Here is a 23,617-nt window from a genome sequence, read left to right as displayed (position 1 = left end):
GTGAGGCTGGCGCTAGGCATCCGCTACAACGGCCAGGCGTACGAGGGCTGGCAAAGCCAGCGCTCGGGCCGCACGGTGCAGGACAAGCTCGAAGCGGCCCTCACCAAGTTCGCGGCGCAGCCCATCGGCACGCTGTGCGCCGGCCGCACCGACGCCGGCGTGCATGCGCTGATGCAGGTGGTGCACTTCGACACCACCGTCGAACGCGAGCCCTTCTCCTGGATGCGCGGCACCAACCGCTTCCTGCCCGACGACATCGCGGTGCAGTGGGCCCAGCCGGTGCCCGATGAATTCCATTGCCGCGCCAGCGCACTCGCGCGGCGCTACCTTTACGTGCTGTCGCAGTCGCCCGTGCGGCCCAGCCTCGATTCGGGCCGGGTCGGCTGGTCGATGCATGCGCTCGACGGTGATGCGATGCGCGCCGCCGCCGCCCTGCTGGTGGGCCGGCACGACTTCAGTTCGTTCCGCGCCTCGGCCTGCCAGGCGCGCTCGCCGGTCAAGGACCTGCGGCGCATCGAGATCACGCGCCATGGCAGCGGCGACCGCTGCCGCTGGCACTTCGAGTTCGAGGCCGACGCCTTCCTGCACCACATGATCCGCAACCTGATGGGCTGCCTCGTGCGCATCGGCCGCGGCGACGAGCGGCCCGAATGGATCACCGAGGTGCTCGAGGCGCGCAGCCGCAAGGTGGCGGCGCCCACTTTCTCGGCCAACGGGCTGTATTTTCTCGGGCCGTTGTACGACGCCAAGTGGGGTCTGCCGGCCGAGGCCACGCTGCAGGCGGGCGGCGCTCCTTATGATGGCCCGCCATGACTGCCGCTCCCCGCACCCGCATCAAGATCTGCGGCCTCACGCGCGAGGCCGACGTGGACGCCGCCATCGAGGCCGGGGCCGATGCCGTCGGCTTCGTGCTCTACGAAAAAAGCCCCCGCGCCGTCGCGGCTGAGCGCGCCGCCGCACTCGCCTCGCGCCTGCCGCCCTTCATCACGCCGGTGCTGCTGTTCGTGAACGAGGATGCTCCCAAAGTCATAGCAGCCCTGTCCCGCGTGAGGGGCGCGATCGCGCAGTTCCACGGCGAAGAAACGCCCGAACAGTGCGAGCAGGCCACCGGCCCGGGGCGCTTTCGCTACATGCGCGCGGCCCGTATTCCGCTGGGCGCCGCCGGAGCCGGCTTCGACCTCGTAAAATACGCGTCCGATTACTCCCACGCCCAGGCCATCCTGCTCGACGCGCATGTCGAAGGTTATGGCGGTGGCGGCAAGGCATTCGATTGGTCACTTCTTCCACCCGCCGTCGACGCTCACCTCGTCTTGAGTGGTGGGCTCACACCTGCAAACGTGAGCGATGGCATTCGCATCCTGCGGACGCGCTGCAAGACGCTGTCCGTTGATGTGAGCTCGGGCGTCGAAATCGACGGTCCCGGGAACAAGGGCCTGAAGGACGCCGGAAAGATCCGGCAATTCGTCGCCGCCGTAAGGGCCGCCGACGCCTCCTTCTCCAGTTAGCCGCCGCACCCGATCGTGATTTCGGGCTGCGGCCCAACGATCGAGAACCATGCAAAGCCATATCCAGGACTACCAGCAACCCGACGCCACCGGCCACTTCGGCAACTACGGCGGCACCTTCGCGAGCGAAACGCTCACCCACGCGATCAACGAGCTGCGCGACGCCTACGCCAGGTTCAAGGACGATCCGGCCTTCCTCGCCGAATTCCACTACGAGCTGAAGCACTTCGTCGGCCGCCCCTCGCCGGTCTACCACGCCGCACGCACCAGCCGCGAGATGGGCGGCGCGCAGATCTACCTGAAGCGCGAAGACCTGAACCACACCGGCGCGCACAAGATCAACAACGTGATCGGCCAGGCGATGCTCGCGCGCCGCATGGGCAAGCCCCGCGTGATCGCCGAGACCGGCGCCGGCCAGCATGGCGTGGCCACCGCCACCATCTGCGCGCGCTACGGCCTCGAGTGCGTGGTCTACATGGGCAGCCAGGACGTGAAGCGCCAGAGCCCCAACGTCTACCGCATGAACCTGCTGGGCGCCACCGTGGTGCCGGTGGAATCGGGCAGCAAGACGCTGAAGGACGCGCTCAACGAGGCGATGCGCGACTGGGTCACGAACGTGGAGAACACCTTCTACATCATCGGCACCGTGGCCGGCCCGCACCCCTACCCGACCATGGTGCGCGACTTCCAGAGCGTGATCGGCACGGAGTGCATCGACCAGATGCCCGCCATGCTCGCGGCCCAGGGCATCACCGGCGAGGCCGAGGGCCGGCAGCCCGACGTGGTGGTGGCCTGCGTGGGCGGCGGCAGCAACGCGATGGGCATCTTCCATCCCTACATCCCGTTCGAAGGCACGCGCCTGATCGGCGTGGAGGCCGCGGGCGAAGGGCTCGACAGCGGCAAGCACTCGGCGTCCATCCTGCGCGGCAGCCCGGGCGTGCTGCACGGCAACCGCACCTACCTGCTGCAGAGCGAAGACGGCCAGATCACCGAAACGCACAGCATCAGCGCCGGCCTCGACTACCCCGGCGTGGGCCCCGAGCATGCCTACCTGGCCGACATCGGCCGCGCCGAATACGTCGGCATCACCGACACCGAGGCGCTGGCAGCCTTTCACTACCTGTGCCGCACCGAAGGCATCATTCCGGCCCTCGAATCGAGCCACGCCGTGGCCTACGCCATGAAGCTCGCCAAGACCATGCGGCCGGACCAGTCGATCCTGGTGAACCTCTCGGGCCGCGGCGACAAGGACATCGGCACCGTGGCCGACCTGTCGGGTGTCGACTTCTACGACCGGCCCTCGATGCGCGGCCTGAGCGTGAAGGGAGGCAAGTGATGAGCCGTATTGCCGCCACCTTCGATGCGCTGAAAAAAGACGGCCGCCGCGCCCTCATTCCCTACGTCACCGCCGGCTTCCCTTTTGCCGACATCACGCCCGAGCTGATGCACGGCATGGTCGAGGCCGGCGCCGACGTGATCGAGCTCGGCGTGCCGTTCTCCGACCCGATGGCCGATGGCCCGGTGATCCAGAAAGCCGGCGAGGCCGCTCTGGCGCTGGGCGTCGGCATGAAGCAGGTGCTCGCCATGGTGGCCACCTTCCGCCAAAAGGACGCGACAACGCCCGTGGTGCTGATGGGCTATGCGAACCCGGTCGAGCGCTACGACCTCGTGCATGGAAAGAAAGCCTTCATCCGCGACGCATCGGCCGCGGGCGTCGACGGCCTGCTGGTGGTCGACTACCCGCCCGAGGAATGCGAGGCTTTCGCCGCCGACCTGAAGGCCGCCGGCATCGACCTGATCTTCCTCTTGGCCCCCACCAGCACCAGCGAGCGCATGGCGCAGGTCGCGCGCATCGCGAGCGGCTATGTCTACTACGTGTCGCTCAAGGGTGTCACTGGCGCCGGCCACCTCGACACCGAAGCGGTCGGCCAGATGATCCCGCGCATCCGCGAGCACGTGAGCATCCCGGTGGGCGTGGGCTTCGGCATCCGCGACGCGCGCACGGCGCAGGCCGTGGGTTCGGCCGCCGATGCGGTCGTGATCGGCACCAGGATCATCCAGCTGATCGACGGGCAGCCGCGCGAAAAGGTGGTGCCGGCGGTGCGCGAATTCCTGGCCGGCATCCGCGAGGCGCTCGATGCCCTGCCGTCGGCTACCCCCAAGAACGCGGCTGGCCGATAATCGCTGCTGCCCTCACCCAGCCCCTCTCCCGCACGCGGGCGGGGGGAGCTAAATCGGAGTCCTATGAGCTGGCTTGAAAAACTGCTACCCGCCAAGATCGCACAAACCGACCCGTCGGAGCGCCGCCAGGTGCCCGAGGGCCTGTGGATCAAGTGCCCCGCCTGCGAGACCGTTCTCTACAAGACCGACCTCGAACACAACCAGAACGTCTGCCCGAGCTGCAGCCACCACCACCGCATCGGCGCCCGCGCGCGGCTCGACGCCTTCCTCGACGCCGAGGGCCGCTACGAAGTGGGCCAGGAAGTGCTCCCCGTGGACGCGCTCAAGTTCAAGGACAGCCGCAAGTACCCCGAGCGGCTCAAGGAAGCGCTCGAGAACACCGGTGAGACCGATGCGCTGGTCGTCATGGGCGGCTCGGTCCACAGCATCAGCGTGGTCGTGGCCTGCTTCGAATTCGAGTTCATGGGCGGCAGCATGGGCAGCGTGGTCGGCGAACGCTTCGTGCGCGGCGTCGAGACGGCCATCGAGCAGAAGGTGCCGTTCATCTGCTTCACCGCCACCGGCGGCGCCCGCATGCAGGAAGGCCTGCTCTCGCTGATGCAGATGGCCAAGACCAACGCGGCGCTCACGCGCCTCGCCAAGAAAGGCCTGCCCTACATCAGCGTGCTGACCGACCCGACCATGGGCGGCGTCTCGGCCGGCTTCGCCTTCGTGGGCGACGTGGTCATTGCCGAACCCAAGGCGCTGATCGGCTTTGCCGGCCCGCGCGTGATCGAATCGACCGTGCGCGTGACGCTGCCCGAGGGCTTCCAGCGCGCGGAGTTCCTGCAGACCAAGGGCGCGATCGACTTCATCAGCGACCGCCGCGAGCTGCGCAAGACCATTGCGAGCACGCTCGCCATGCTGCTGCGCCAGCCGGCCGACGCGGTCAGCTGAACGAAAGACCGATCAGGCACCCAGCTGGTAAGCCAGCACCAGCAGGTTGCCCAGCACGATCGCAATCACCTGCAGCACCACGATCGCGGCCAGGGGCGACAGGTCCACGCCGCCGATCAGCGGGATGAACCGGCGGAACGGCCGGACCAGCGGCTCGGCCAGCCGCGAGATCAGGTCGAGCAGCATCGGCGACGCGCCCGGTATCCACGACAGCACGGCATAGACCACCAGCAGCGCCGTCAGTCCCGACACCGCGAGCTGCAGCAGCCCCACCAGCGAAACCAGCGGCAGGGTGGCAATCCGGCCCAGGTTGCCGATCAGCAGCCACAGCAGCAGGAACTTGGCCAGCACGAGCAGCCAGGCCGCGATGGCGCTCGCCAAGTCCCAGCGCTTGACCGAAGGCACGATGCGGCGCAGCGGCAGCACGATCCAGTCGGTGATCGCAAAGACGAAACGACCGAGCGGATTGCCGAAAGGCACGCGGTGGTACTGCATGTAGAGGCGCAGCAGGCAGGCGCCGCCGAGCAGGCCGACGATCACGTCGAGAAGGAACGAGGGGATCTGGTAGAGCATGGGGCGTGGTCGTGAGGGGAATGCGATGATAGCCATGCAAGGTTCCTCGATGACCACACAGCCCCTTTTGCATTCACTGCCATTGTTCCCGCTCGGCACGGTCCTGTTTCCGGACGGCGTGCTTCCGCTGCGTATTTTCGAAGTACGTTACCTCGACATGATCGGCAAATGCCGCAAGGCCGATGCGCCCTTCGGCGTGGTCAGCCTCACGAGCGGCAGCGAGGTGCGCAAGGCCGGCGCCGAGGCGGAGAGCTTCGCGGCCGTCGGCACGCTGGCGGTAATCCGCGAATTCGATTCGCCGCAAAGCGGCCTGCTGCAGATCGAATGCGTGGGCACGCAGCGGTTCCGGGTCCGCGCCGCCGAACTGCAGAAATACGGCCTGTGGGTTGCCGAAGTCGAAGCCGTGGCCGAAGACACCGCGCTCGAAATTCCAGGCGACCTCCAGCACACCGCCACGGCGCTGCGGCGCCTCGTCGATACCCTCGAAGAACGCCGCCGCGCGCAGGGTGCAGAAGCCCTGCGCCTGCCCGTCGGCGAGCCCTACCGCTTCGACGATTGCGGCTGGGTGGCCAACCGCTGGTGCGAACTGGTGCCCATGCAGCTCGAACTGCGGCAGCGGCTCATGGAACTCGACAGTCCGCTGATGCGGCTCGAACTGGTCAGCGATCTGCTGGCACGCGCGGGCATCACTGAATAGGTTGCTACTTCTTTCATAGCGTTTCGCGCAGGATTGGCGGGCACTGGAGGCCGGTTCCGTTTGCACCTGATCGGCTAAAATGTTTGGTTGCGCTCGCTTTTGTTGCGCCCCCACCCGCTCTCCATGTCCGACCACCTGATCCCCTCCATTCCCACGCCCGCCGCAGCTCCGGCCGCCGCGCCCGCCGTCGACGACAACCAGCTCATCGCGGAACGCCGCGAAAAGCTCAAGCTGATGCGCGCCGCGCAGGCCGAGGGCAAGGGGGTCGCGTTTCCGAACGACTTCAAGCCGGGCCACCGCGCCGCCGCGCTGATCGAGGCGCATGGCGCCGCCGATGCCGAAGCGCTCGAAGCGCAGGCCGTTGCCGTGAGCGTGGCCGGCCGCATGATGCTCAAGCGCGTGATGGGCAAGGCCAGCTTCGCCACGGTGCAGGACGCCACCAGCCGCATCCAGCTCTACGTTACGCGCGATGCCATCGGCGAAGAGGCCTACGCCGAGTTCAAGCGCTGGGACCTAGGCGACATCGTGGGCGCCGAAGGCACGCTGATGAAGACCAAGACCGGCGAGCTGTCGGTCAAGGTCACCAAGCTGCGCCTGCTCACCAAGAGCCTGCGCCCGCTGCCCGACAAGTTCCACGGCATGGCCGACCAGGAGCAGAAGTACCGCCAGCGCTACGTCGACCTGATCACCGACGAAACCGCCCGCGTGCGCTTCACCGCGCGCAGCAAGGCCGTGAGCGCGCTGCGCGAGTTCATGGTGTCCCACGGCTTCCTCGAAGTCGAAACGCCGATGCTGCACCCCATTCCCGGCGGCGCCAATGCCAAGCCCTTCAAGACGCACCACAATGCGCTCGACCAGGAGATGTTCCTGCGCATCGCGCCCGAGCTGTACCTCAAGCGCCTGATCGTCGGCGGCTTCGAGCGCGTGTTCGAAATCAACCGGAGCTACCGCAACGAGGGCATCTCGGTGCGGCACAACCCCGAGTTCACGATGATGGAGTTCTATTCGGCCTACTGGAACTACCGCGACCTGATGGACTTCACCGAGACGCTGATCCGCACCATCGCCGACAAGGCCGTCGGCACGCAGCAGCTCACCTACGGCGGCAAGGCCGTCGATCTGACGCAGCCCTTCGAGCGCCTGACGATCCGCGAAGCCATCCTCAAGTACACGGAAGCCGGCACCGGCGTCGACGACAGCGCCTGGCTCATCAACGCTCTGCGCAAGATCGGCCTCAGCGAAGAAAAGGACAAGCTCTCGCAGCGCAGCCTTGCCAGCCTGCAGGTGATGTACTTCGAAGAGACGGTGGAAGAGAAGCTCTGGCAGCCGACCTTCATCATGGAGCACCCGACCGAGATCTCGCCGCTGGCGCGCGCCAACGACGAGCGCCCCGAAGTCACCGAGCGCTTCGAGCTCTACATCACGGGCCGCGAGTTCGGCAACGGCTTCAGCGAGCTCAACGACGCCGAGGACCAGGCCGCGCGCTTCAATGCGCAGGTGGCCGCCAAGGACAGCGGCGACGACGAGGCCATGTTCTACGACCACGACTTCGTGCGTGCGCTCGAATACGGCATGCCGCCCACCGGCGGCTGCGGCATCGGCATCGACCGGCTGATGATGCTGCTGACCGATTCGCCGAGCATCCGCGACGTGATCCTGTTCCCGGCGCTGCGCAGGGAATCTTGAGCGTGAAGTTACCGTCGTCGCTGCCGACGATCGGCATCGACTTCGGCACCTCCAATTCCGCCGTGGCCTGCCGGGTCGACGGCGCGGCCCGGCTGCTGCCGATCGAGGGCGCGGCCACCACGCTGCCGACCGCGATCTTCTTCAACTCCGAAGACCGCACGACGCATTTCGGCCGCGAGGCCGTCGCGCTCTACCTTGCTGGCGTCGAAGGCCGCCTGATGCGCTCGCTCAAGAGCCTGCTCGGCAGTGCGCTGATGCAGGAGAAAACGGCCATCTACGACGGCCTCGTGAGCTTCGAGGACATCATCGCGCGCTTCCTGCGCGAACTCGCGGTGCGCGCGGGCCGCGAGTTGGGCCGGGTGCCGGAGCGCGTGGTCATCGGCCGGCCGGTGCACTTCGTCGACGACGATTCCAAGCGTGACGAGCGCGCGGAAGAAAGCCTGCGCCACGCGGCTCGCGCGGCCGGGTTCCGCGACATCGCCTTTCAGCTCGAGCCGATTGCCGCGGCCTTCGACTACGAACAGCGCATCGCGAAGGAATCGCTGGTGCTGATCGTCGACGTCGGCGGCGGCACCTCCGACTTCACCGTCGTGCGCGTCGGCCCGGACCGCGCCGCGCGCGAAGACCGCAGCAGCGACGTGCTGGCCACCAGCGGCGTGCACATCGGCGGCACCGACTTCGACCAGCGTCTCAACCTCGACCGTGTCATGCCGGAGTTCGGCTTTCGCCACACGGGCGCGCAGGGGCGCGAAGTGCCGAGCAAGGTGTTCTTCGAGCTCTCGTCCTGGCACCTGATCAACTGGCTCTATGCCGCCAAGGCGGTGCGGCAGGCGAAGGACCTGCGCACCAGCTACAGCGACACGCGGCTGCACGACCGGCTGATGACGGTGCTCGAAGAGCGCCACGGCCACCGCATTGCGAGCGAGGTCGAGCAGGCGAAGATCGATGCCTCGGTGAACGATGCGGCCACCGCCATCGACCTCTCGTGCGCCGAGCCAGGCCTGGCCGCCTCGCTCTCGCCGGCCGACATGGCGCAGCAGCTTTCGCCGCTGCTCGAGAACGTGATTGCCTGCGCGCATGCCTGCGTCAAGCGCGCCGGGCTGCGCAGCAGCGACCTCGACGCCATCTACCTGACGGGCGGCTCGTCGGCGCTGCGGCCGTTCCAGCAGGCCTTGCGCAGGAGCTTCGCGGGCGTGACCCTGGTCGAGGGCGACCTGTTCGGCGGCGTGGCAACCGGGCTCGCCTGCGCGGGACCGGTGGCATGAAATGAAATATCTCGCGGGCTACCCACCCGCGCTGCTGGTGCAGGTCCAGCAGCTGGTCGCCACCGAAGGGCTCGCGCCGCTGCTGCGCAAGCGCTATCCCGGACCTCTTCACGAGGTGCAGACGGACCGTGCGCTTTACGACTACGTGAGCGGACTCAAGAGCGATTTCATGCGCAAGGCCCCGCCGCTATCCAAAGTGGCGTTCGACAGCAAGCTGCATGTGATCCGCAATGCGCTCGGCACCCACACCACCGTTTCGCGTGTGCAGGGCAGCAAGCTCAAGACCAAGCGCGAGATCCGGGTGGCGAGCCTGTTCAGGGAGGTGCCGCTGGAATGGCTGCGCATGATCGTGGTCCACGAGCTCGCGCACATGAAGGAGCGGGACCATGACAAGAGCTTCTATGCGCTCTGCGAGCACATGGAGCCGGACTACCACCGGCTCGAATTCGATGTCCGGCTGTACCTGACGCACCTGGATTCGGGCGGCGAGCGCCTGTGGGCGAGCGCGCTGCCGAGCGCGGCCGCGGGCACCGCGCCGTAACCGCCCCTCAGGCGCCGTGCGGCGCTGCGAGCCCGGCCTGCGCGAGCACCTGCCGCGCGTGCCGATACCCCGCCGAATCGGCGAGCGTGTTCCAGTCGAGCGGCGGCGTTTTCGGCAGCAGCGCCCGCCGGCGCGCTTCGCTCTTCGCATCGGGCTGCCAGCGCCCTGCCCCAGTCGCCGCGGCAAAGCCGTCGAGCAGTTCGTCGAGCGGGCGGCCGTCGCCGAGGCTCTGGTTGCACAGCATCGCCAGGTCGCAGCCCGCATCGAGTGCCGCCAGCGCGGCATCGGCATAGCTCAGCAGCTCGCCGTCGATGTAGCGCCCCGCTTCCATGCTCAGGTCATCGCTGAAGATGGCGCCATCGAAGCCAAGCCGGCTGCGCAGGATGTCCTTCAGCCACCTGGACGAAAAGCCCGCCGGCCGCTTGTCGACCTTTGGATAGATCACGTGCGCCGGCATCACCGCCGTGAGCGCGCCCGCGAGCCAGTCGTAAGGCCGCGCATCGTCGGCCAGGATGGCCTTGAGGCTGCGCCGGTCGACCGGAATTTCCACGTGCGAATCGGCGGTGACGAAGCCGTGCCCCGGAAAGTGCTTGCCGCAGTTGCGCATGCCCATCTGCAGCATGCCGTGCATCAGGCTCTTGGCCAGCAGCGCCGCCACGCGCGGATCGCGATGGAAGCTGCGGTCGCCGATCACGCTGCTGCCGCCGTAGTCGAGGTCGAGCACCGGCGCAAAGCTGAAGTCGACGCCGCAGGCGCGCAACTCGGCAGCAAGCACTTGGCCGGCAGTCGTTGCGGCCTGCGTGGCGCGCATCGCATCGCGCATCCACAGCTCGCCGAGCGCGCGCATCGAGGGCAGGTGCGTGAAGCCGTCGGTGCGAAAGCGCTGCACCCGGCCGCCTTCGTGGTCGACGCAGATCAGCAGGTCGGGACGGATCGCCTTGATCTCGGCATTGAGCGTGCTCATCTGTGCACGGTCCTGCCAGTTGCGGGCGAAGTGGATCACGCCGCCGACCAGCGGATTGGCGATGCGCCGGCGGTCGGCGTCGTTCAGTTCGGTCGCCGCCACGTCGATGATCAGCGGCGCGTGGGTACGGGCGGGCCCGGCGGTCATAGTTTCTCCACAACCACGAAGCTCGCGGCGTATTCGGTTTCGTCGGTCACGGTGACGTGGGCCGTGAGGCCCCGGGCTTCGAACCACTCCTTGAGCTCGCCATGCAGCACGATGACGGGCTTGCCGCTGCGCAGGTTGGCGATCTCGCACAGGCGCCAGCTCATCGGCATGCGCATGCCCAGGCCGATGGCCTTGCTGAAGGCCTCCTTGGCGGAAAAACGCGTGGCGAGATAGCTCAGGCCGCGCTTGGGCCAGCGTTCGCTGCGGGCCTTCCAGACCGCGAATTCGGCGTCGCTCAGCACCCGGTGGGCAAAACGCTCGCCTTGGCGCTCGAAGGTTGCGGCGATGCGCCGCAGATCGCAGATGTCGGTACCAATGCCGTAGATCATGCCGCTCCAGCGTTCACTGCGCTTCTTCGATGCAGCGCAGGTATTCCTTGGTGGTGGCGGCGTAGCCCAGTTCGAGCGCATCGGCGATGAAGGCATGCCCGATGGAAACCTCCTGGACGCCGCGCACCGCGTGCAGGAACGCCGTGAGGTTGTCGCGGCTCAGGTCGTGGCCCGCGTTGAGGCCGAGGCCCGCCGCCTGTGCCGCACGTGCGGCTTCGACATAGCGCGCCAGCACGGCCTGCTCGTTCGGCGTGCCGCGCGACGAGGCATAGCCTTCGGTGTAGAGCTCGACGCGGTCGGCGCCCACCGCCTTGGCCGCGGCCATCATCCCCGGAATGGGGTCCATGAAGAGGCTCACGCGCACGCCCAGGGCCCGGGCCTCGGCAATCAGCGGGCGCAGCCGCTCGGCGTCTTCGGGGAAGCTCCAGCCATGGTCGCTGGTCGACTGGGTTTCGCTGTCGGGCACGAAGGTGGCCTGGTGCGGCTTCAGCGCGCGCACGAAGTCCATCAGGTTGTGGAAGGGATTGCCTTCGATGTTGAACTCGATCGCGGGCCAGTCCCTGGCCAGCAGCGCGGCCAGGTCGCTCACGTCGTGCGGCCGGATGTGGCGCTCGTCCGGCCGCGGGTGCACGGTGATGCCCTGCGCACCGGCGGCAAGGCAGGCCTTGGCGGCAGTGAGCACGCTCGGAATGCCGAGATGGCGCGTATTGCGCACCAGGGCCACCTTGTTGAGGTTGACCGACAGCGAGGTGGTAGCGGAATGGCCGGGAGTGCTCATAGGGCTTGCAAATCTCTCATCATCTGCCGCGTGCGCAGCGTGGACACACCGCAATGGTAGTTGAGCAGCGCGCGCAGCTGGTTCCTGAGGGCGCTGTTGCTGCCGGCATTCATGGTGGCAATCTCGCGCAGCGTGGCCGTGAAGGGCGCGCGATCGTCGAGCACGCCCTGCAGCGACTGCCAGTCGGCACCGGCCAGCGCCGCCTCGCCTTCGGCCGCCAGCCGCAGGCCGGCTTCGGGCACCAGGGTGTAGCGCGCGTCGGCCACCAGCGGCTCGAGCGTGAGGGTCTGCGCGTCGAGCGAGGGCAACAGGCCCACTTCGCGCAGCAGCAGCAGCTCGAAGGCGCGCAGCGCCGCGGCCTGGGTGGCGGCCTGCGCGCCGGCGTGGTCGCCGGCCAGCACCTGGACCACGCCCGCATAGGCATCGAACAGCGCCTCGTGGGCGTCGTCCCTCGCCAGCAGGCGCAGCAGCAGTTCGTTGACGTAGTAGCCCGAGAGCAGCGCCTCGCCCGTCGGCATGACGTGGCCGCCCATCCACTCGGCGCCCTTGAGCGTGCGGATCTCGGCGTCGCCGCCGTAATTGAGCTGCAGCGGCTGCAGCGGCAGCAGCACCGGCCTGAAATTGGAGCTCGGCCGCTTCGCCCCCTTGGCCACCAGCGCGATGCGCCCGTGGTGCCGGGTGAAGACCTCGAGGATCAGGCTCGACTCGCTCCAGTCGTAGCGATGGAGCACATAAGCCGGTTCGTGCGAAACGCGGTGGGCAGTTGCCACTTCATTCGTAGCCGAACGAGCGCACGCGGGCTTCGTCGTCGGCCCAGCCGGACCGCACCTTGACCCACAGTTCGAGGAACACCTTGGCGTCGGCCAGTTTTTCGAGCTCGACGCGGGTTTCCATGCCGATGCGCTTGATGCGTTCGCCCTTGTCGCCGATCACCATGGCCTTGTGGCCGTCGCGCTCCACCACGATGGTGGCGGCGATGCGCAGCAGGCGCTTCTGGCCTTTTTTCTGCGGCGGCTCTTCCTCGAACTTGTCGATGATCACGGTCGAGGTGTAGGGCAGTTCGTCGCCGGTCAGGCGGAACAGCTTTTCGCGCACCAGCTCGCCCGCGAGGAACTTCTCGCTGCGGTCGGTGAGCTCGTCCTCGTCGTAGAACCAGGGCTGCTCGGGCAGGTATTTCTCGCAGATGCCGAACAGGCGCTCGACGTCCTTGGCATTCTTGGCCGACATCGGCACGAACTCGGCGAAGGAGTGCTTCGCCTGCATGGTCTGCAGCCAGGGCGCGATGTCGCCACGGCGGTGCACGTTGTCGAGCTTGTTGGCCAGCAGCACGGTCGGAATGCCCTTGCCGAGCAGCTTGAGCACCCGCTCGTCGGCCGGCGTGAAGCTGCCGGCCTCGACCACGAAAAGAATCAGGTCCACATCGCCGACCGCGCCCTGCACGGTCTTGTTGAGCGACTTGTTCAGCGCGTTGGCATGCAGGGTCTGGAAGCCCGGCGTGTCGACGAACACGAACTGCGTGGCGCCCAGCGTGCGCATGCCCGTGATGCGGTGCCGCGTGGTCTGCGCCTTGCGCGAGGTGATGCTGATCTTCTGGCCCACCAGCGCATTGAGCAGCGTCGACTTGCCCACGTTGGGCTTGCCGACGATGGCGATCAGGCCGCAGTGCTGAGGGCCGCTTGCGCCCGTATCGCCTGCCGGGCCCTGGGAGTCTGCTGCTGATTTGATAGCGTCGTTCATTCTGATTTCACGCGGCCCCGCGTGCCTTGAGCCGGATCAACATGGCCGCCGCGGCAGCCTGCTCGCCGGCGCGCCGCGAACCACCGATGCCGCGTTCGCGCAGGCCCAGCTCCGGCACCTCGCACTCGACATCGAAGGTCTGCTTGTGCGCTGCGCCGAGCGTGGCCGCCACGCGGTACACCGGCAGCTTCATTTTGTGACCCTGCAGCCATTCCTGCAATTCAGTCTTCGGATCCTTGGCCACCGCGTCCATGCGCGGATTGATCTCGACCGACTCGTAGAGCCGCCGCACCAGCGCCTCGGCGGCCGAAAAGCCGGCATCGAGGTAGACCGCACCGATCAGCGCCTCGAGCGCATCGGCCAGGATCGAAGGCCGGTTGGGCCCGCCGGAGCGCGCCTCGCCTTCGCCGAGCCGCAGCAAGGGCGACAGCTGCAGTTCCAGCGCCAGGCGGTGCAGCGTGTCCTGCTTGACCAGGTTGGCCCGCACGCGCGACAGGTCGCCCTCTGGCAGGGCCGAGAGGCGGGTGTAGAGCAGGTGCGAGACCGCGAGGTTGAGCACCGAGTCGCCGAGGAACTCGAGGCGCTCGTTGTGGTCGGCCGAGAAACTGCGGTGCGTGAGCGCGAGCTGGAGCAGCCGCGCGTCGGAGAACGAATGCTTGAGGCGCTCCTGCAGCGCCGTGAGGCCGCCGTCCACCTTGCGTGTCGCCGCGTTCAGCGGGTTTCGCCCTTGTACTTGAGCACCAGGTAGGCCGGCCCGAACAAGGGAATCTCGCGCTCGTAGGCATACGAGACGACCACCTTGTCGCCGACCTTCCTGATGTCGAGGTCCTTGCCCGAGACCGACTGGAAGTCGTCGATGGCCTGGGCCCGATCGAAGATGGCGCGCACTTCGGGCACGGTGGTGCCTTCCTTGGCCTTGTTGGCGGCCTTGTCGATGGCCTGCCATTCGATCAGCGTCGGGATGACCTGCGCGACGACGACGCCGACACAACCCAGCACCACGGCGACAAACACCAGACCGATGAACGAGATGCCGCGCTGGTGCGCGGCCCTGCTGCGGATGGACCGATTTGTTCTCATGCCCTCTTACCCCTCGAACAATGCTGACTGCTTATTGGAATGGACCGATGCGACCCAGGTCGCCGAAGTTCATCCAGACGAAGAACGCCCTGCCCACGATGTTCTTGTCTGGTACGAAGCCCCAGAAACGGGAGTCCGCCGAATTATCGCGGTTGTCGCCCATCATGAAGTAGTTGCCGGCCGGCACCTTGCAGACCACGCCTTCGACGGAGTAGCGGCAGTTCTCGCGGTACGGAAAGTCGGTCGCGCCCTGGACGAAGGCCGGACCGGCATCGTCGTTGAGCAGCCTGTGCTGCTTGCCGCCGAGGTCTTCGTTGAACTGCCTGAGCAGGCGCATCGACTCGCTGTCGAGGTAGTCGGGCATCGGGTTCTTGGAAACCGGCTGGCCGTTGATGGTGAGCTTCTTGTTCAGGTAGGCCACTTCGTCGCCCGGGATGCCGACCACGCGCTTGATGTAGTCCATGCTCGGCTTGGGCGGATAGCGGAACACCACCACGTCGCCGCGCGCCAGCGGCGTGCCGTCGGTGATCTTGGTGTTGATGACCGGCAGGCGCAGGCCGTAGGTGAACTTGTTCACCAGGATCAGGTCGCCCGTGAGCAGCGTGGGCATCATCGAACCCGACGGAATCTTGAAAGGCTCGTACAGGAACGAGCGCAGCAGGAACACCACCAGGATCACCGGGAAGAGCCCCGCCGTCCAGTCGAGCCACCACGGCTGCATCAGCAGGCGCTCGCCGGCCTTGGCGTCGACGGTGTCGACCTGCGTGATGCCCTGGCCGGCCAGGCGCGCGTTGCGCTCGCTCAGGGAGGCCTCGAGCGCCGCGGCGGCGCGCTCGCGCCGGGGCAGGAAGTAGAAGCGCTCGGCCAGCCAGTACAGGCCGGTGACCACCGTGGCCAGGAACAGCAGGAGCGCGAAGTTGCCCTCGATGGCACCAAAGTACCAGGCACCGACATAGCCGGCAAAGGCCGCGAGGACCAGGGAAGTGATGAATGCCATTTTTTGAGATCAGTCTTCGACTTGCAGAATCGCGAGGAAGGCCTCTTGCGGGACCTCGACGGAGCCGATCTGCTTCATTCTTTTCTTGCCCGCTTTCTGCTTCTCGAGCAGTTTCTTCTTGCGGGTGATGTCGCCGCCGTAGCACTTGGCAAGAACGTTCTTGCGCAGCGCCTTGATTGTCTCACGCGCAATGATGTTGACCCCGATGGCGGCCTGGATCGCAACGTCGAACATCTGGCGCGAAATGATCTCGCGCATCTTCGAGACCACCGCCCGGCCGCGGTACTGCGACTGGCTGCGGTGCACGATGATCGACAGCGCGTCGACCTTCTCGCCGTTCAGCAGGATGTCGACCTTGACCACGTCGGACGCGCGATATTCCTTGAACTCGTAGTCCATCGAGGCGTAGCCGCGGCTCACCGACTTCAGCTTGTCGAAGAAGTCGAGCACGATTTCGCCGAGCGGCATCTCGTAGGTCAGCATGACCTGGCGGCCGTGGTAGGCCATGTTCATCTGCACGCCGCGCTTCTGGTTGGCCAGCGTCATCACCGCACCGACGTATTCCTGCGGCATGTAGAGGTGCACGGTGACGATCGGCTCGCGGATCTCGCTCATCTTGCCGACGTCGGGCATCTTGGACGGGTTCTCGACCATGATGACTTCGCCGTCGTTGCGCACCACCTGGTAGACCACGCTCGGCGCGGTCGTGATCAGGTCCTGGTCGAATTCGCGCTCCAGGCGCTCCTGCACGATCTCCATGTGCAGCAGGCCGAGGAAGCCGCAACGGAAGCCGAAGCCCAGCGCCTGGCTCACCTCGGGCTCGTAGCGCAGCGACGAATCGTTGAGCTTGAGCTTTTCGAGTGCGTCGCGCAGCGAGTCGTACTCGCTGGCCTCGGTCGGATAGAGGCCGGCAAACACCTGAGGCTGGATTTCCTTGAAGCCCGGCAGCGCCTCGGTGGCGGTGGCGGCCGCGCCGCCCGTGCCCGGCTTGATCAGCGTCACGGTGTCGCCGACCTTGGCGGCCTGCAGTTCCTTGATGCCCGCGATGATGTAGCCCACCTCGCCGGCCTCGAGCGATGCGCGTGGTTCGTTGGCCGGCGTGAAGACGCCGATGTTGTCGGCGTTGTACATGGCGCCGGACGCCATCATCTTGATGCGCTCGCCCTTCACCAGGCGGCCATCCACCACGCGCACCAGCATGACGACGCCCACGTAGGGATCGAACCAGCTGTCGACGATCATCGCGCGCAGCGGGCCGTCGGGATTGCCGCGCGGCGCGGGCATCTTGTGCACGATGGCCTCGAGGATCTCGTCGATGCCGAGACCGGTCTTGGCGGAACACGGAATCGCATCGGTCGCGTCGATGCCGATCACGTCTTCGATCTCGCTGCGTGCGTTGTCGGGGTCCGCGTTGGGCAGATCCATCTTGTTGAGCACCGGCACCACTTCGACGCCGAGGTCGAGCGCGGTGTAGCAGTTGGCCACGGTCTGCGCTTCGACGCCTTGCGATGCATCGACGACGAGCAGCGCGCCTTCGCACGCCGACAGCGAGCGGCTCACTTCATACGAGAAGTCGACGTGGCCCGGCGTGTCGATCAGATTGAGGTTGTAGACCTGCCCATCGAGTGCCTTGTAGTGCAGCGCGGCGGTCTGCGCCTTGATGGTTATCCCACGCTCTTTTTCGATGTCCATCGAGTCGAGCACCTGCGCTTCCATCTCGCGTTCCGCGAGGCCGCCGCAACGCTGGATCAAACGGTCCGCGAGCGTCGACTTGCCGTGGTCGATGTGCGCAATGATCGAAAAATTTCTGATGTGATTCATCAACGGGAACGCTTAAGTACTTGAATTGGCTCGTGCGCAGAGTGCGACAGGCAAGAAAAAAGGGCGCGTCTTCTGGAGACGCGCCCTGAACCAACAAGCAATGGCAACTGCAGTAGTTGGAACTTCATTGTAGGCAAAAAGGGAGGCACGTACATCCGGGGACAGGGTCAAAACGGGTCGTTGCAGGTCCACAACATCAAAGATATAAACAACTTATCCACAAGATCGGTGGAGCACTCCATGAACAACTTGTGGGCGATCTGTGGAGCGCCGGTGGACTGCTGTCTGACATCTCGCATGGTGGAGGAAAGCTCTCCCCTTATGCGCGGACCCGCCGCCCAATGGCTTCTATTCTACCGAAAATCGTCCTAAGCCTCTTTGTAAGTTAGTGAGCACAAACAAAACTAGTCCGCTTTCGGCCCGGAATTTTTTTTGAAACCGGGCGCTCCAGCGTCGCAAACACCTCAAAAAATAGGCCCCAAACCCGAGTGACGGGTGGGGCCACTTGACGGAAAGGGCCGGATCAGCGTGCGGGGCGAATCAGGGCGTACTGGGCCCATTCGCCGCGGCGGAACAGCACACTCAGCGGCTTGCCCTTGTCGGCCTTGGCGACCGCGGACTCGAATTCCTTGACGCTCGAGACCTCGATGTTGCCCACGGCAAGGATCACGTCTCCTTCGCGCAGGCCGGCTCTCGCAGCGCCATCGCTTGCCGCCTCGATGCGCACGCCGCCACGCATCTTGAGTTCCTTCTTCTGGGCCTCGGTCAGGTCGCTCACCACCAGGCCGAGCGCCTTGCCGGCCGCCGACGGCTTGGCCTGCGGCTCCTCGCGCTCGGGCTGGCGCTTGCTGCCCGACGGCTTGGCTTCAGGATCGCCCTCGGCCACGGTGACCGAGAGCTCGCGCGTGCTGCCGTTGCGGAACACCGTCAGCGTGTTCTTGGCGCCGGGCTTGGTGCTGGCCACCGAGCGCGACAGGTCGCTGGGCGTCTCGATGGCCTTGTCGCCGTACTTGGTGATGATGTCGCCTTCGCGCACGCCGGCCTTGTCGGCCGCCGAGCCCGGCACCACGCTGCTCACGAGCGCACCGCGCGCCTTGCCGAGCCCGATGGATTCGGCCACGTCCTTGGAGACCGAGCCGATGGTCACGCCGATCAGCCCGCGCGAAACGCGGCCGGTGGCACGCAGCTGGTCGCTGACGCGGATCGCCTCGTCGATCGGGATCGAGAACGAGATGCCCATGTAGCCGCCCGAGCGCGAATATATCTGGCTGTTGATGCCCACCACTTCGCCGCGCAGGTTGATCAGCGGGCCGCCCGAGTTGCCGGGGTTGATGGCCACGTCGGTCTGGATCAGGGGCACCAGGTCGCCGGTGTCGCGCTGCTTCGCGCTCACGATGCCGGCGGTCACGGTGTTCTCCAGGCCGAACGGCGAACCGATGGCCATGACCCATTCGCCAACGCGCAGCTTCGAGATGTCGCCGACCTTCACCACCGGCAGGCTCGTCGCCTCGATCTTGACCACGGCGACGTCGCTGCGCTTGTCGGCACCGATCAGCTTGGCCTTGAACTCGCGCTTGTCGGTCAGCGTGACGAGGATTTCGGACGCATCCTCGATCACGTGGGCGTTGGTCATGACATAGCCGTCGGCCGACAGGATGAAGCCCGAGCCCACGCCGCGCGGACGCTCTTCCTCCTGCGGCTGCTGCGGCCGGTTCGGGCGCGGGCCCGGACGCGGGTTGCCCGGCAGCGGCTGCCCGAAGAAGCGCCGGAAGAACTCCTGCATCTCCTCGTCCATTTCGCCGCTGCCGCCGCCCGAGGTCACTTTCTCGACGGTGCGGATACCGACCACGGCCGGGCCAACCTGCTCCACCAGATCGGCGAAATCGGGCAATCCGCGCGCCTGCGGCGTCTGCGCCATGGCCGGCGCTGCCGGCACGAAACCCACGACAGCCGAACAGGCCATGCCGAATGCGAAGAGATAGGAACGAAGCTTGTGTCCCTCGACTTTGAACATCATCGGTTTTCTTTCAAAAGAACAGAGCGGCCAAAAGAAGAAGAGCTATGAGTCGGTGATACGGACTTGGTTCAGCGCGATCTCCCGCGCAGGCAAAGCGGGTCAGCGCGTGCGCGCGAGGCTTTGGGCGAACGCGTTGAGCGTCTGCTGCGGCACCTCGCCCACAGCGGTCAGCCACCAGTCGCTCGCCGGCTCGGGCAATCGCCGGCGGATGGCGTTGGTTGCTCCGATTGTCAACACGCCATCACGGGGCGCACGCTTTTCATCGTAACGCTCGATGAAAAGCGACACCGAGGCCAGGCCATCGGAGAAGGTCCACTGGACGGTGCGGTCCTGCCCCGCCTTGTTGTCGCTGCCGGCCGGACGCCGGTAGAAGCTGCGCGGCTTGAAGCCGGCCACCGGCGCCTTGAGCACCCAACCTTCGTCCTGCGCGCTGGTGCGTTCGAGCTCCAGCTTCTCGACGCGGTAGCCGCTGGTGTTGGTCATCATCTGCGCGAGCGCCTGCGCCTTGATCGGTGCGTCGAGCTGCAACTCGGAAAACGCCGATTGCTCCACCACGCGGGATTCGGCGTCCACGGTCTGCAGCTTCACCACGAGGCCGGAGCGGCGCTCGCTCCAGATGCGATAGCCGAAGCGCAGTCCGTCGTGCGGCACCAGTTGCACCACGTCGGCGTCGAAGCCCGCCACGCGGTCCTTGCCGATGGCGCGAACGTCGTAGAAATCGCCGATCGACGAATCGGGCTTGTCGGGCAGATTGGGGAACAGGTCGAGGTTCTCGCGCTTCTCGACCTTCACGACCTTCGCCTCGGGCAGGAAGGTCATCACATGGTGGTTGCGCCTGAACGTGGAGCGCGGCGGCCCCGACAGCGCCTCGATGCGTTCGATCTGCAGGTCGCCGTCGCGCACATGCCAGATGCGCGCGCTCGACAGGTCGCCGCCCGCAGCCGAAACCACGAAGGTGCCGACGTAATTGCGCTGCCGGGCCCCCGTGTGCATGCGCTGCAGCCACTCGACGACGCTCATCGAGGGCGGCGCGTCGCCCGCCTGGGCCGCGGCCGTCCCCTTGGTGTTCGCCAGCCCGGGCCGGGTCTGCGCGGCCGCGATCTGCGCAAAACAAAAAGCAGCGAACACCAGCGCGAACGCGCGTGCGGAGATCGGCATCTGAACGGTCATTGGAGAGAGACGGGCGCGGATCAGCGCGCAGGGCCTTCGAAGGTCGCGTTGCGCAGGAAGCCCGAGGGCATTTGCGATGCGCCACCGGCTTGCTGGTGCGCTTCGAGCAGCTGGTCGAGCCGCGGATCGCGCAGCATGACCTGCGGACTGCCGTTGCCGACCATCACGCGGGTGGGCGTGAGCGCGGCGGTGGGCGGAAGCTGGCTGCTGGCGGCTGCGGCGGCCAGCACCGAATTGGCCGCCGGCTGCTGCTGGGCTGCGATCTGGGCTCCCGGCGACGGCACGCCGATGCCGTTTCCGACCAGGGTCCAGCTGATCGCGGCAACTGCCACCAGCGACGCCGCGCCGGCCACCAGCTTCCAGCGGAACACCGGCTCGTTGGCTGCATCGGTCCTGTGCCGCGCCGCCAGCACCGCGGGGGCCGGGGCTGCCGCCAGCGCCGGCGCCGCGATGGCGGGCTCCGCGGCCAGGCGCTGCTGGAACCGGCCCAGGAACGCATTGGTGTCGCTGCAGGGCGAATGGGCGCCCGACCGCAGGATGTCGCCCACCAGGTGATAGGCGCGCCAGGCACCGCGCGCGTCTTCTTCCGCGCAGACGGTGTCGATGGCCCGCGCGAAGTCCTCGCCATGCAAATGACCGTCCGCCAGTGCGGACACCTGTTCACGAACCGTCATCGTCTGATTCATTTCATTCACCTGCTTACCTACCAACGCTTGCCGGACTGGTTGTCCAGCAGCGGTTTGACCCTGGCCGAAATGGCCTCACGCGCCCGGAAAATACGCGAGCGCACCGTGCCGATAGGGCAATCCATGACCTCGGCGATCTCTTCGTAACTCATGCCCTCGATCTCGCGCAGCGTGACCGCCTGGCGCAATTCGGGCGGCAATGCTTCCATCGCCGCCTCGACCACCTGGGCGATCTCGTTTGCTGCCAAGACTGATTCGGGAGTTTCGTCGCTGATTGGTTCGTTTCCAGGGCGGTAAGTTTCATCGTCCTCGTCAGAAGACGGCCGCAGGGCACTTTCGGAGATGGTCGGGTCGCGCTTCATGTCGACCAGCGCCTTCTTGGCGGTGTTGACCGCAATCCGGTAGAGCCAGGTGTAGAACTGGGCGTCGCCGCGGAACTGATGGAGCGCGCGGTAGGCCCGGATGAAGGTTTCCTGGGCGATGTCCTCGACCAGGTCGACGTCGCGCACCATGCGCCCGATCAGGCGCTCGATCCGGCGCTGGTACTTGATGACCAGCAGTTCGAAGGCCTTCTGGTCGCCCGCGACCGTGCGCTGGACCAGTTGGAGGTCGACCTCGCCCGGGCGCGGTGCCTCGGCGGACCCATCGGGCAAGCCGGAGTCCGGTGGCACTGGCGGCGGAGAAGTTGTCATCGGGGAGGTTCAGGGCGCATCGGCAGGCGCGGTTGCTCGCCACGGCTCGCCCGCAGGCGAGGCGGACGGGGCGCGCGAATATACCGCACGGCGCACATCGCGCCAGCGCTCTGGCATGGCGCGCTCTTCGAGCCATATCCATCGTCCGGCACGGCCCGGCTGGGTCAGGCGGACCAGCAGCAGCGATTGCAGGTCGAGCGCCACGGTGGCGCGCGCCGCGTGAACGGCCCGGCCGGAATCGGTGCCCGTCAGGCTCCAACACAGGCCGTCGAAGTGCAGCATGCCCTTACCGTCGCTTCGCAGCCCGAGTCCGGCCGCAACGCCGGAAAACAGGACACTCAGGACCAGCAGCAGCTGGCGCCAGCCGACGCTATCGATCAGATAGCACGAGAGACCCGCGCAGCAGGCGCCCAGGGCCCAGGTGGCAATCAGGATCCGGGTCGCACCGCGCGAGCGCCCCACCGGATAGGTCACCGACGGTGCGCTGTACATGGAAGAGCAGGAATCAAACGCGCTTGAACACCAGCGTGCCGTTGGTGCCGCCGAAGCCGAAGTTGTTCTTGACCGCGACATCGATCTTGAGATCGCGCGCCTGATTGGCGCAATAGTCGAGGTCGCACTCCGGGTCCTGGTTGAAGATGTTGATGGTCGGCGGGCTCTTCTGGTGATGCAGCGCGAGCACCGTGAACACCGATTCGATGCCGCCGGCACCGCCCAGCAGGTGGCCGGTCATCGATTTGGTCGAGTTCACGACCATCTTCTTCGCATGGGCGCCGAAGGTGTTCTTGATCGCGTTGGTCTCGTTCAGGTCGCCCAGCGGGGTCGAGGTGCCGTGCGCGTTGAGGTACTGCACCTCGTCGGCGTTGACGCCTGCGTTGGCGAGCGCCATCGACATCGAGCGGCGCGGGCCGTCGACGTTGGGTGCCGTCATGTGGTACGCGTCAGCGCTCATGCCGAAGCCCGAGACCTCGGCGTAGATCTTGGCGCCGCGCGCCTTGGCATGCTCGTATTCCTCGAGCACGACCACGCCGGCGCCTTCGCCGAGCACGAAGCCGTCGCGGTCCTTGTCCCACGGACGGGACGCGGTGCGGGGATCGTCATTGCGCGTCGAGAGTGCACGCGCCGCCGCGAAGCCGCCGATGCCCAGCGGCGAAACGGTCGACTCGGCGCCGCCCGCAACCATCACGTCGGCATCGCCGTACTCGATCATGCGGGCCGACAGGCCGATCGCATGCAAGCCGGTGGTGCAGGCCGTGACGACCGCGATGTTCGGGCCCTGGAAGCCGTACTTGATGGAGACGTGGCCCGAGATCATGTTGATGATCGAGGCCGGCACGAAGAACGGCGACACGCGGCGCGGGCCGCGATTCACGAGTTCCGCGTGCGTTTCCTCGATCATCGGCAGTCCGCCGATGCCCGAGCCGATGTTGCAGCCGATGCGCGTCGCCTCTTCAGGCGACAGCGCATCGCCGGTCTTGAGACCGCTGTCCTGCACCGCCTGGATGGCGGCGGCCATCCCGAGGTGGATGAAGCGGTCCATGTGGCGCGCTTCCTTCTCGGAGATGTACTGCGTGATGTCGAAGCCCTTCACCTCGCCTGCAAACTTGCAGGCGAAGGCGCTGGCGTCGAACGATTTGATGGTGTCGATGCCCGAATTGCCGGCCAACAGGTTGGTCCAGGATTCGGCCACCGTGTTTCCGACAGGAGCGATGCAACCGAGTCCGGTCACGACGACGCGGCGTTTGGTCATGCCGG

General features: G+C 66.6%; 25 protein-coding genes. 9 read left to right on the top strand and 16 right to left on the bottom strand.

The features are described from left to right. The 5 genes from truA to accD all read left to right on the top strand — a co-directional run bounded on the left by truA (position 1) and on the right by accD (position 4,622). The gene (truA, locus tag RZE77_RS06995; RefSeq protein WP_319430671.1) at positions 1-813 is read left to right on the top strand and encodes a tRNA pseudouridine(38-40) synthase TruA; all 813 of its coding nucleotides are present in this window, start codon (positions 1-3) and stop codon (positions 811-813) included. Beyond that, positions 810-1,505 carry a phosphoribosylanthranilate isomerase gene (locus RZE77_RS06990; protein ID WP_319441239.1) on the top strand — a complete coding sequence of 232 codons (696 nt, stop codon included), beginning with the start codon at positions 810-812 and terminating at the stop codon, positions 1,503-1,505. Before truA ends, RZE77_RS06990 begins: the two co-directional genes overlap by 4 nt. Positions 1,506-1,566: 61 nt before the next feature. Further along, the gene (gene trpB / locus RZE77_RS06985) at positions 1,567-2,841 is read left to right on the top strand and encodes a tryptophan synthase subunit beta (RefSeq protein WP_319442316.1); all 1,275 of its coding nucleotides are present in this window, start codon (positions 1,567-1,569) and stop codon (positions 2,839-2,841) included. Further along, on the top strand, positions 2,841-3,686 hold the full coding sequence (trpA, locus tag RZE77_RS06980; protein ID WP_319441238.1) for a tryptophan synthase subunit alpha: 846 nt from the start codon (positions 2,841-2,843) through the stop codon (positions 3,684-3,686). Before trpB ends, trpA begins: the two co-directional genes overlap by 1 nt. A 63-nt stretch (positions 3,687-3,749) precedes the next feature. After that, positions 3,750-4,622 (top strand): acetyl-CoA carboxylase, carboxyltransferase subunit beta, encoded by an 873-nt coding sequence (gene accD / locus RZE77_RS06975; protein WP_012746558.1) that lies wholly within the window; start codon positions 3,750-3,752, stop codon positions 4,620-4,622. Between the two features lie 12 nt (positions 4,623-4,634). On the opposite strand, the gene RZE77_RS06970 is transcribed toward accD, so the two are convergent. Beyond that, positions 4,635-5,195: a YggT family protein gene (locus RZE77_RS06970; protein ID WP_124957183.1), complete on the bottom strand. Its 561-nt coding sequence runs from the start codon at positions 5,193-5,195 to the stop codon at positions 4,635-4,637. A gap of 49 nt (positions 5,196-5,244) precedes the next feature. On the opposite strand from RZE77_RS06970, the gene RZE77_RS06965 reads away from it, so the two are divergent. From RZE77_RS06965 to RZE77_RS06950, 4 genes are all read left to right on the top strand, one after another. Beyond that, complete coding sequence (locus tag RZE77_RS06965) at positions 5,245-5,892, top strand: LON peptidase substrate-binding domain-containing protein (RefSeq protein WP_319430668.1); 648 nt, start codon at positions 5,245-5,247, stop codon at positions 5,890-5,892. 123 nt (positions 5,893-6,015) lie between these two features. Then, a complete protein-coding gene (gene lysS / locus RZE77_RS06960; protein WP_319441237.1) occupies positions 6,016-7,578 on the top strand; it encodes a lysine--tRNA ligase in 1,563 nt (520 codons plus the stop codon). 2 nt (positions 7,579-7,580) lie between these two features. Next, positions 7,581-8,843 (top strand): Hsp70 family protein, encoded by a 1,263-nt coding sequence (locus RZE77_RS06955; RefSeq protein ID WP_319441236.1) that lies wholly within the window; start codon positions 7,581-7,583, stop codon positions 8,841-8,843. Between the two features lies 1 nt (position 8,844). Next, positions 8,845-9,384, top strand: coding sequence for a M48 metallopeptidase family protein (locus RZE77_RS06950; RefSeq protein ID WP_319441235.1), 540 nt, complete (start codon positions 8,845-8,847; stop codon positions 9,382-9,384). A 7-nt stretch (positions 9,385-9,391) separates the two neighbouring features. On the opposite strand, the gene nagZ is transcribed toward RZE77_RS06950, so the two are convergent. The 15 genes from nagZ to fabF all read right to left on the bottom strand — a co-directional run bounded on the left by nagZ (position 9,392) and on the right by fabF (position 23,612). Continuing rightward, the gene (gene nagZ / locus RZE77_RS06945; RefSeq protein ID WP_319441234.1) at positions 9,392-10,495 is read right to left on the bottom strand and encodes a beta-N-acetylhexosaminidase; all 1,104 of its coding nucleotides are present in this window, start codon (positions 10,493-10,495) and stop codon (positions 9,392-9,394) included. After that, the gene (gene acpS, locus RZE77_RS06940; RefSeq protein WP_012746551.1) at positions 10,492-10,884 is read right to left on the bottom strand and encodes a holo-ACP synthase; all 393 of its coding nucleotides are present in this window, start codon (positions 10,882-10,884) and stop codon (positions 10,492-10,494) included. The genes nagZ and acpS overlap by 4 nt, the downstream gene beginning before the upstream one ends. A 13-nt stretch (positions 10,885-10,897) precedes the next feature. Further along, positions 10,898-11,662, bottom strand: a complete 765-nt coding sequence (locus tag RZE77_RS06935; protein ID WP_319441233.1) for a pyridoxine 5'-phosphate synthase — start codon at positions 11,660-11,662, stop codon at positions 10,898-10,900. Further along, on the bottom strand, positions 11,659-12,432 hold the full coding sequence (recO, locus tag RZE77_RS06930; protein WP_319441232.1) for a DNA repair protein RecO: 774 nt from the start codon (positions 12,430-12,432) through the stop codon (positions 11,659-11,661). Before recO ends, RZE77_RS06935 begins: the two co-directional genes overlap by 4 nt. A 1-nt stretch (position 12,433) precedes the next feature. Beyond that, on the bottom strand, positions 12,434-13,399 hold the full coding sequence (gene era / locus RZE77_RS06925; protein ID WP_319430662.1) for a GTPase Era: 966 nt from the start codon (positions 13,397-13,399) through the stop codon (positions 12,434-12,436). A 7-nt stretch (positions 13,400-13,406) separates the two neighbouring features. Further along, positions 13,407-14,093 (bottom strand): ribonuclease III, encoded by a 687-nt coding sequence (rnc, locus tag RZE77_RS06920; RefSeq protein ID WP_145741449.1) that lies wholly within the window; start codon positions 14,091-14,093, stop codon positions 13,407-13,409. Positions 14,094-14,110: 17 nt separating this feature from the next. Next, the gene (locus tag RZE77_RS06915) at positions 14,111-14,479 is read right to left on the bottom strand and encodes a DUF4845 domain-containing protein (RefSeq protein ID WP_124957192.1); all 369 of its coding nucleotides are present in this window, start codon (positions 14,477-14,479) and stop codon (positions 14,111-14,113) included. Between the two features lie 31 nt (positions 14,480-14,510). Next, a complete protein-coding gene (lepB, locus tag RZE77_RS06910) occupies positions 14,511-15,476 on the bottom strand; it encodes a signal peptidase I (protein WP_124957193.1) in 966 nt (321 codons plus the stop codon). Positions 15,477-15,485: 9 nt separating this feature from the next. Continuing rightward, positions 15,486-17,297: a translation elongation factor 4 gene (gene lepA, locus RZE77_RS06905; protein ID WP_012746544.1), complete on the bottom strand. Its 1,812-nt coding sequence runs from the start codon at positions 17,295-17,297 to the stop codon at positions 15,486-15,488. A gap of 523 nt (positions 17,298-17,820) precedes the next feature. After that, the gene (locus tag RZE77_RS06900) at positions 17,821-19,314 is read right to left on the bottom strand and encodes a DegQ family serine endoprotease (protein ID WP_319441231.1); all 1,494 of its coding nucleotides are present in this window, start codon (positions 19,312-19,314) and stop codon (positions 17,821-17,823) included. A 99-nt stretch (positions 19,315-19,413) separates the two neighbouring features. Next, positions 19,414-20,484, bottom strand: a complete 1,071-nt coding sequence (locus RZE77_RS06895; RefSeq protein WP_405547139.1) for a MucB/RseB C-terminal domain-containing protein — start codon at positions 20,482-20,484, stop codon at positions 19,414-19,416. 20 nt (positions 20,485-20,504) lie between these two features. Then, entirely contained in the window at positions 20,505-21,158 is a 654-nt protein-coding gene (locus tag RZE77_RS06890; protein ID WP_405547137.1) for a sigma-E factor negative regulatory protein, read from the bottom strand. A gap of 29 nt (positions 21,159-21,187) precedes the next feature. Then, the gene (gene rpoE, locus RZE77_RS06885) at positions 21,188-21,862 is read right to left on the bottom strand and encodes an RNA polymerase sigma factor RpoE (protein WP_012746540.1); all 675 of its coding nucleotides are present in this window, start codon (positions 21,860-21,862) and stop codon (positions 21,188-21,190) included. Between the two features lie 9 nt (positions 21,863-21,871). Continuing rightward, complete coding sequence (locus RZE77_RS06880) at positions 21,872-22,354, bottom strand: hypothetical protein (RefSeq protein ID WP_319441228.1); 483 nt, start codon at positions 22,352-22,354, stop codon at positions 21,872-21,874. A gap of 13 nt (positions 22,355-22,367) precedes the next feature. Continuing rightward, positions 22,368-23,612, bottom strand: coding sequence for a beta-ketoacyl-ACP synthase II (fabF, locus tag RZE77_RS06875; protein WP_319430652.1), 1,245 nt, complete (start codon positions 23,610-23,612; stop codon positions 22,368-22,370). Between the last annotated feature and the right edge of the window lie 5 nt (positions 23,613-23,617).

Source organism: Variovorax sp. SPNA7 (genome assembly GCF_033807855.1).
In the GTDB taxonomy this organism is placed as follows: Bacteria; Pseudomonadota; Gammaproteobacteria; order Burkholderiales; family Burkholderiaceae_C; genus Variovorax; species Variovorax beijingensis.
This window is presented reverse-complemented; position numbering and strand designations above follow the sequence as displayed.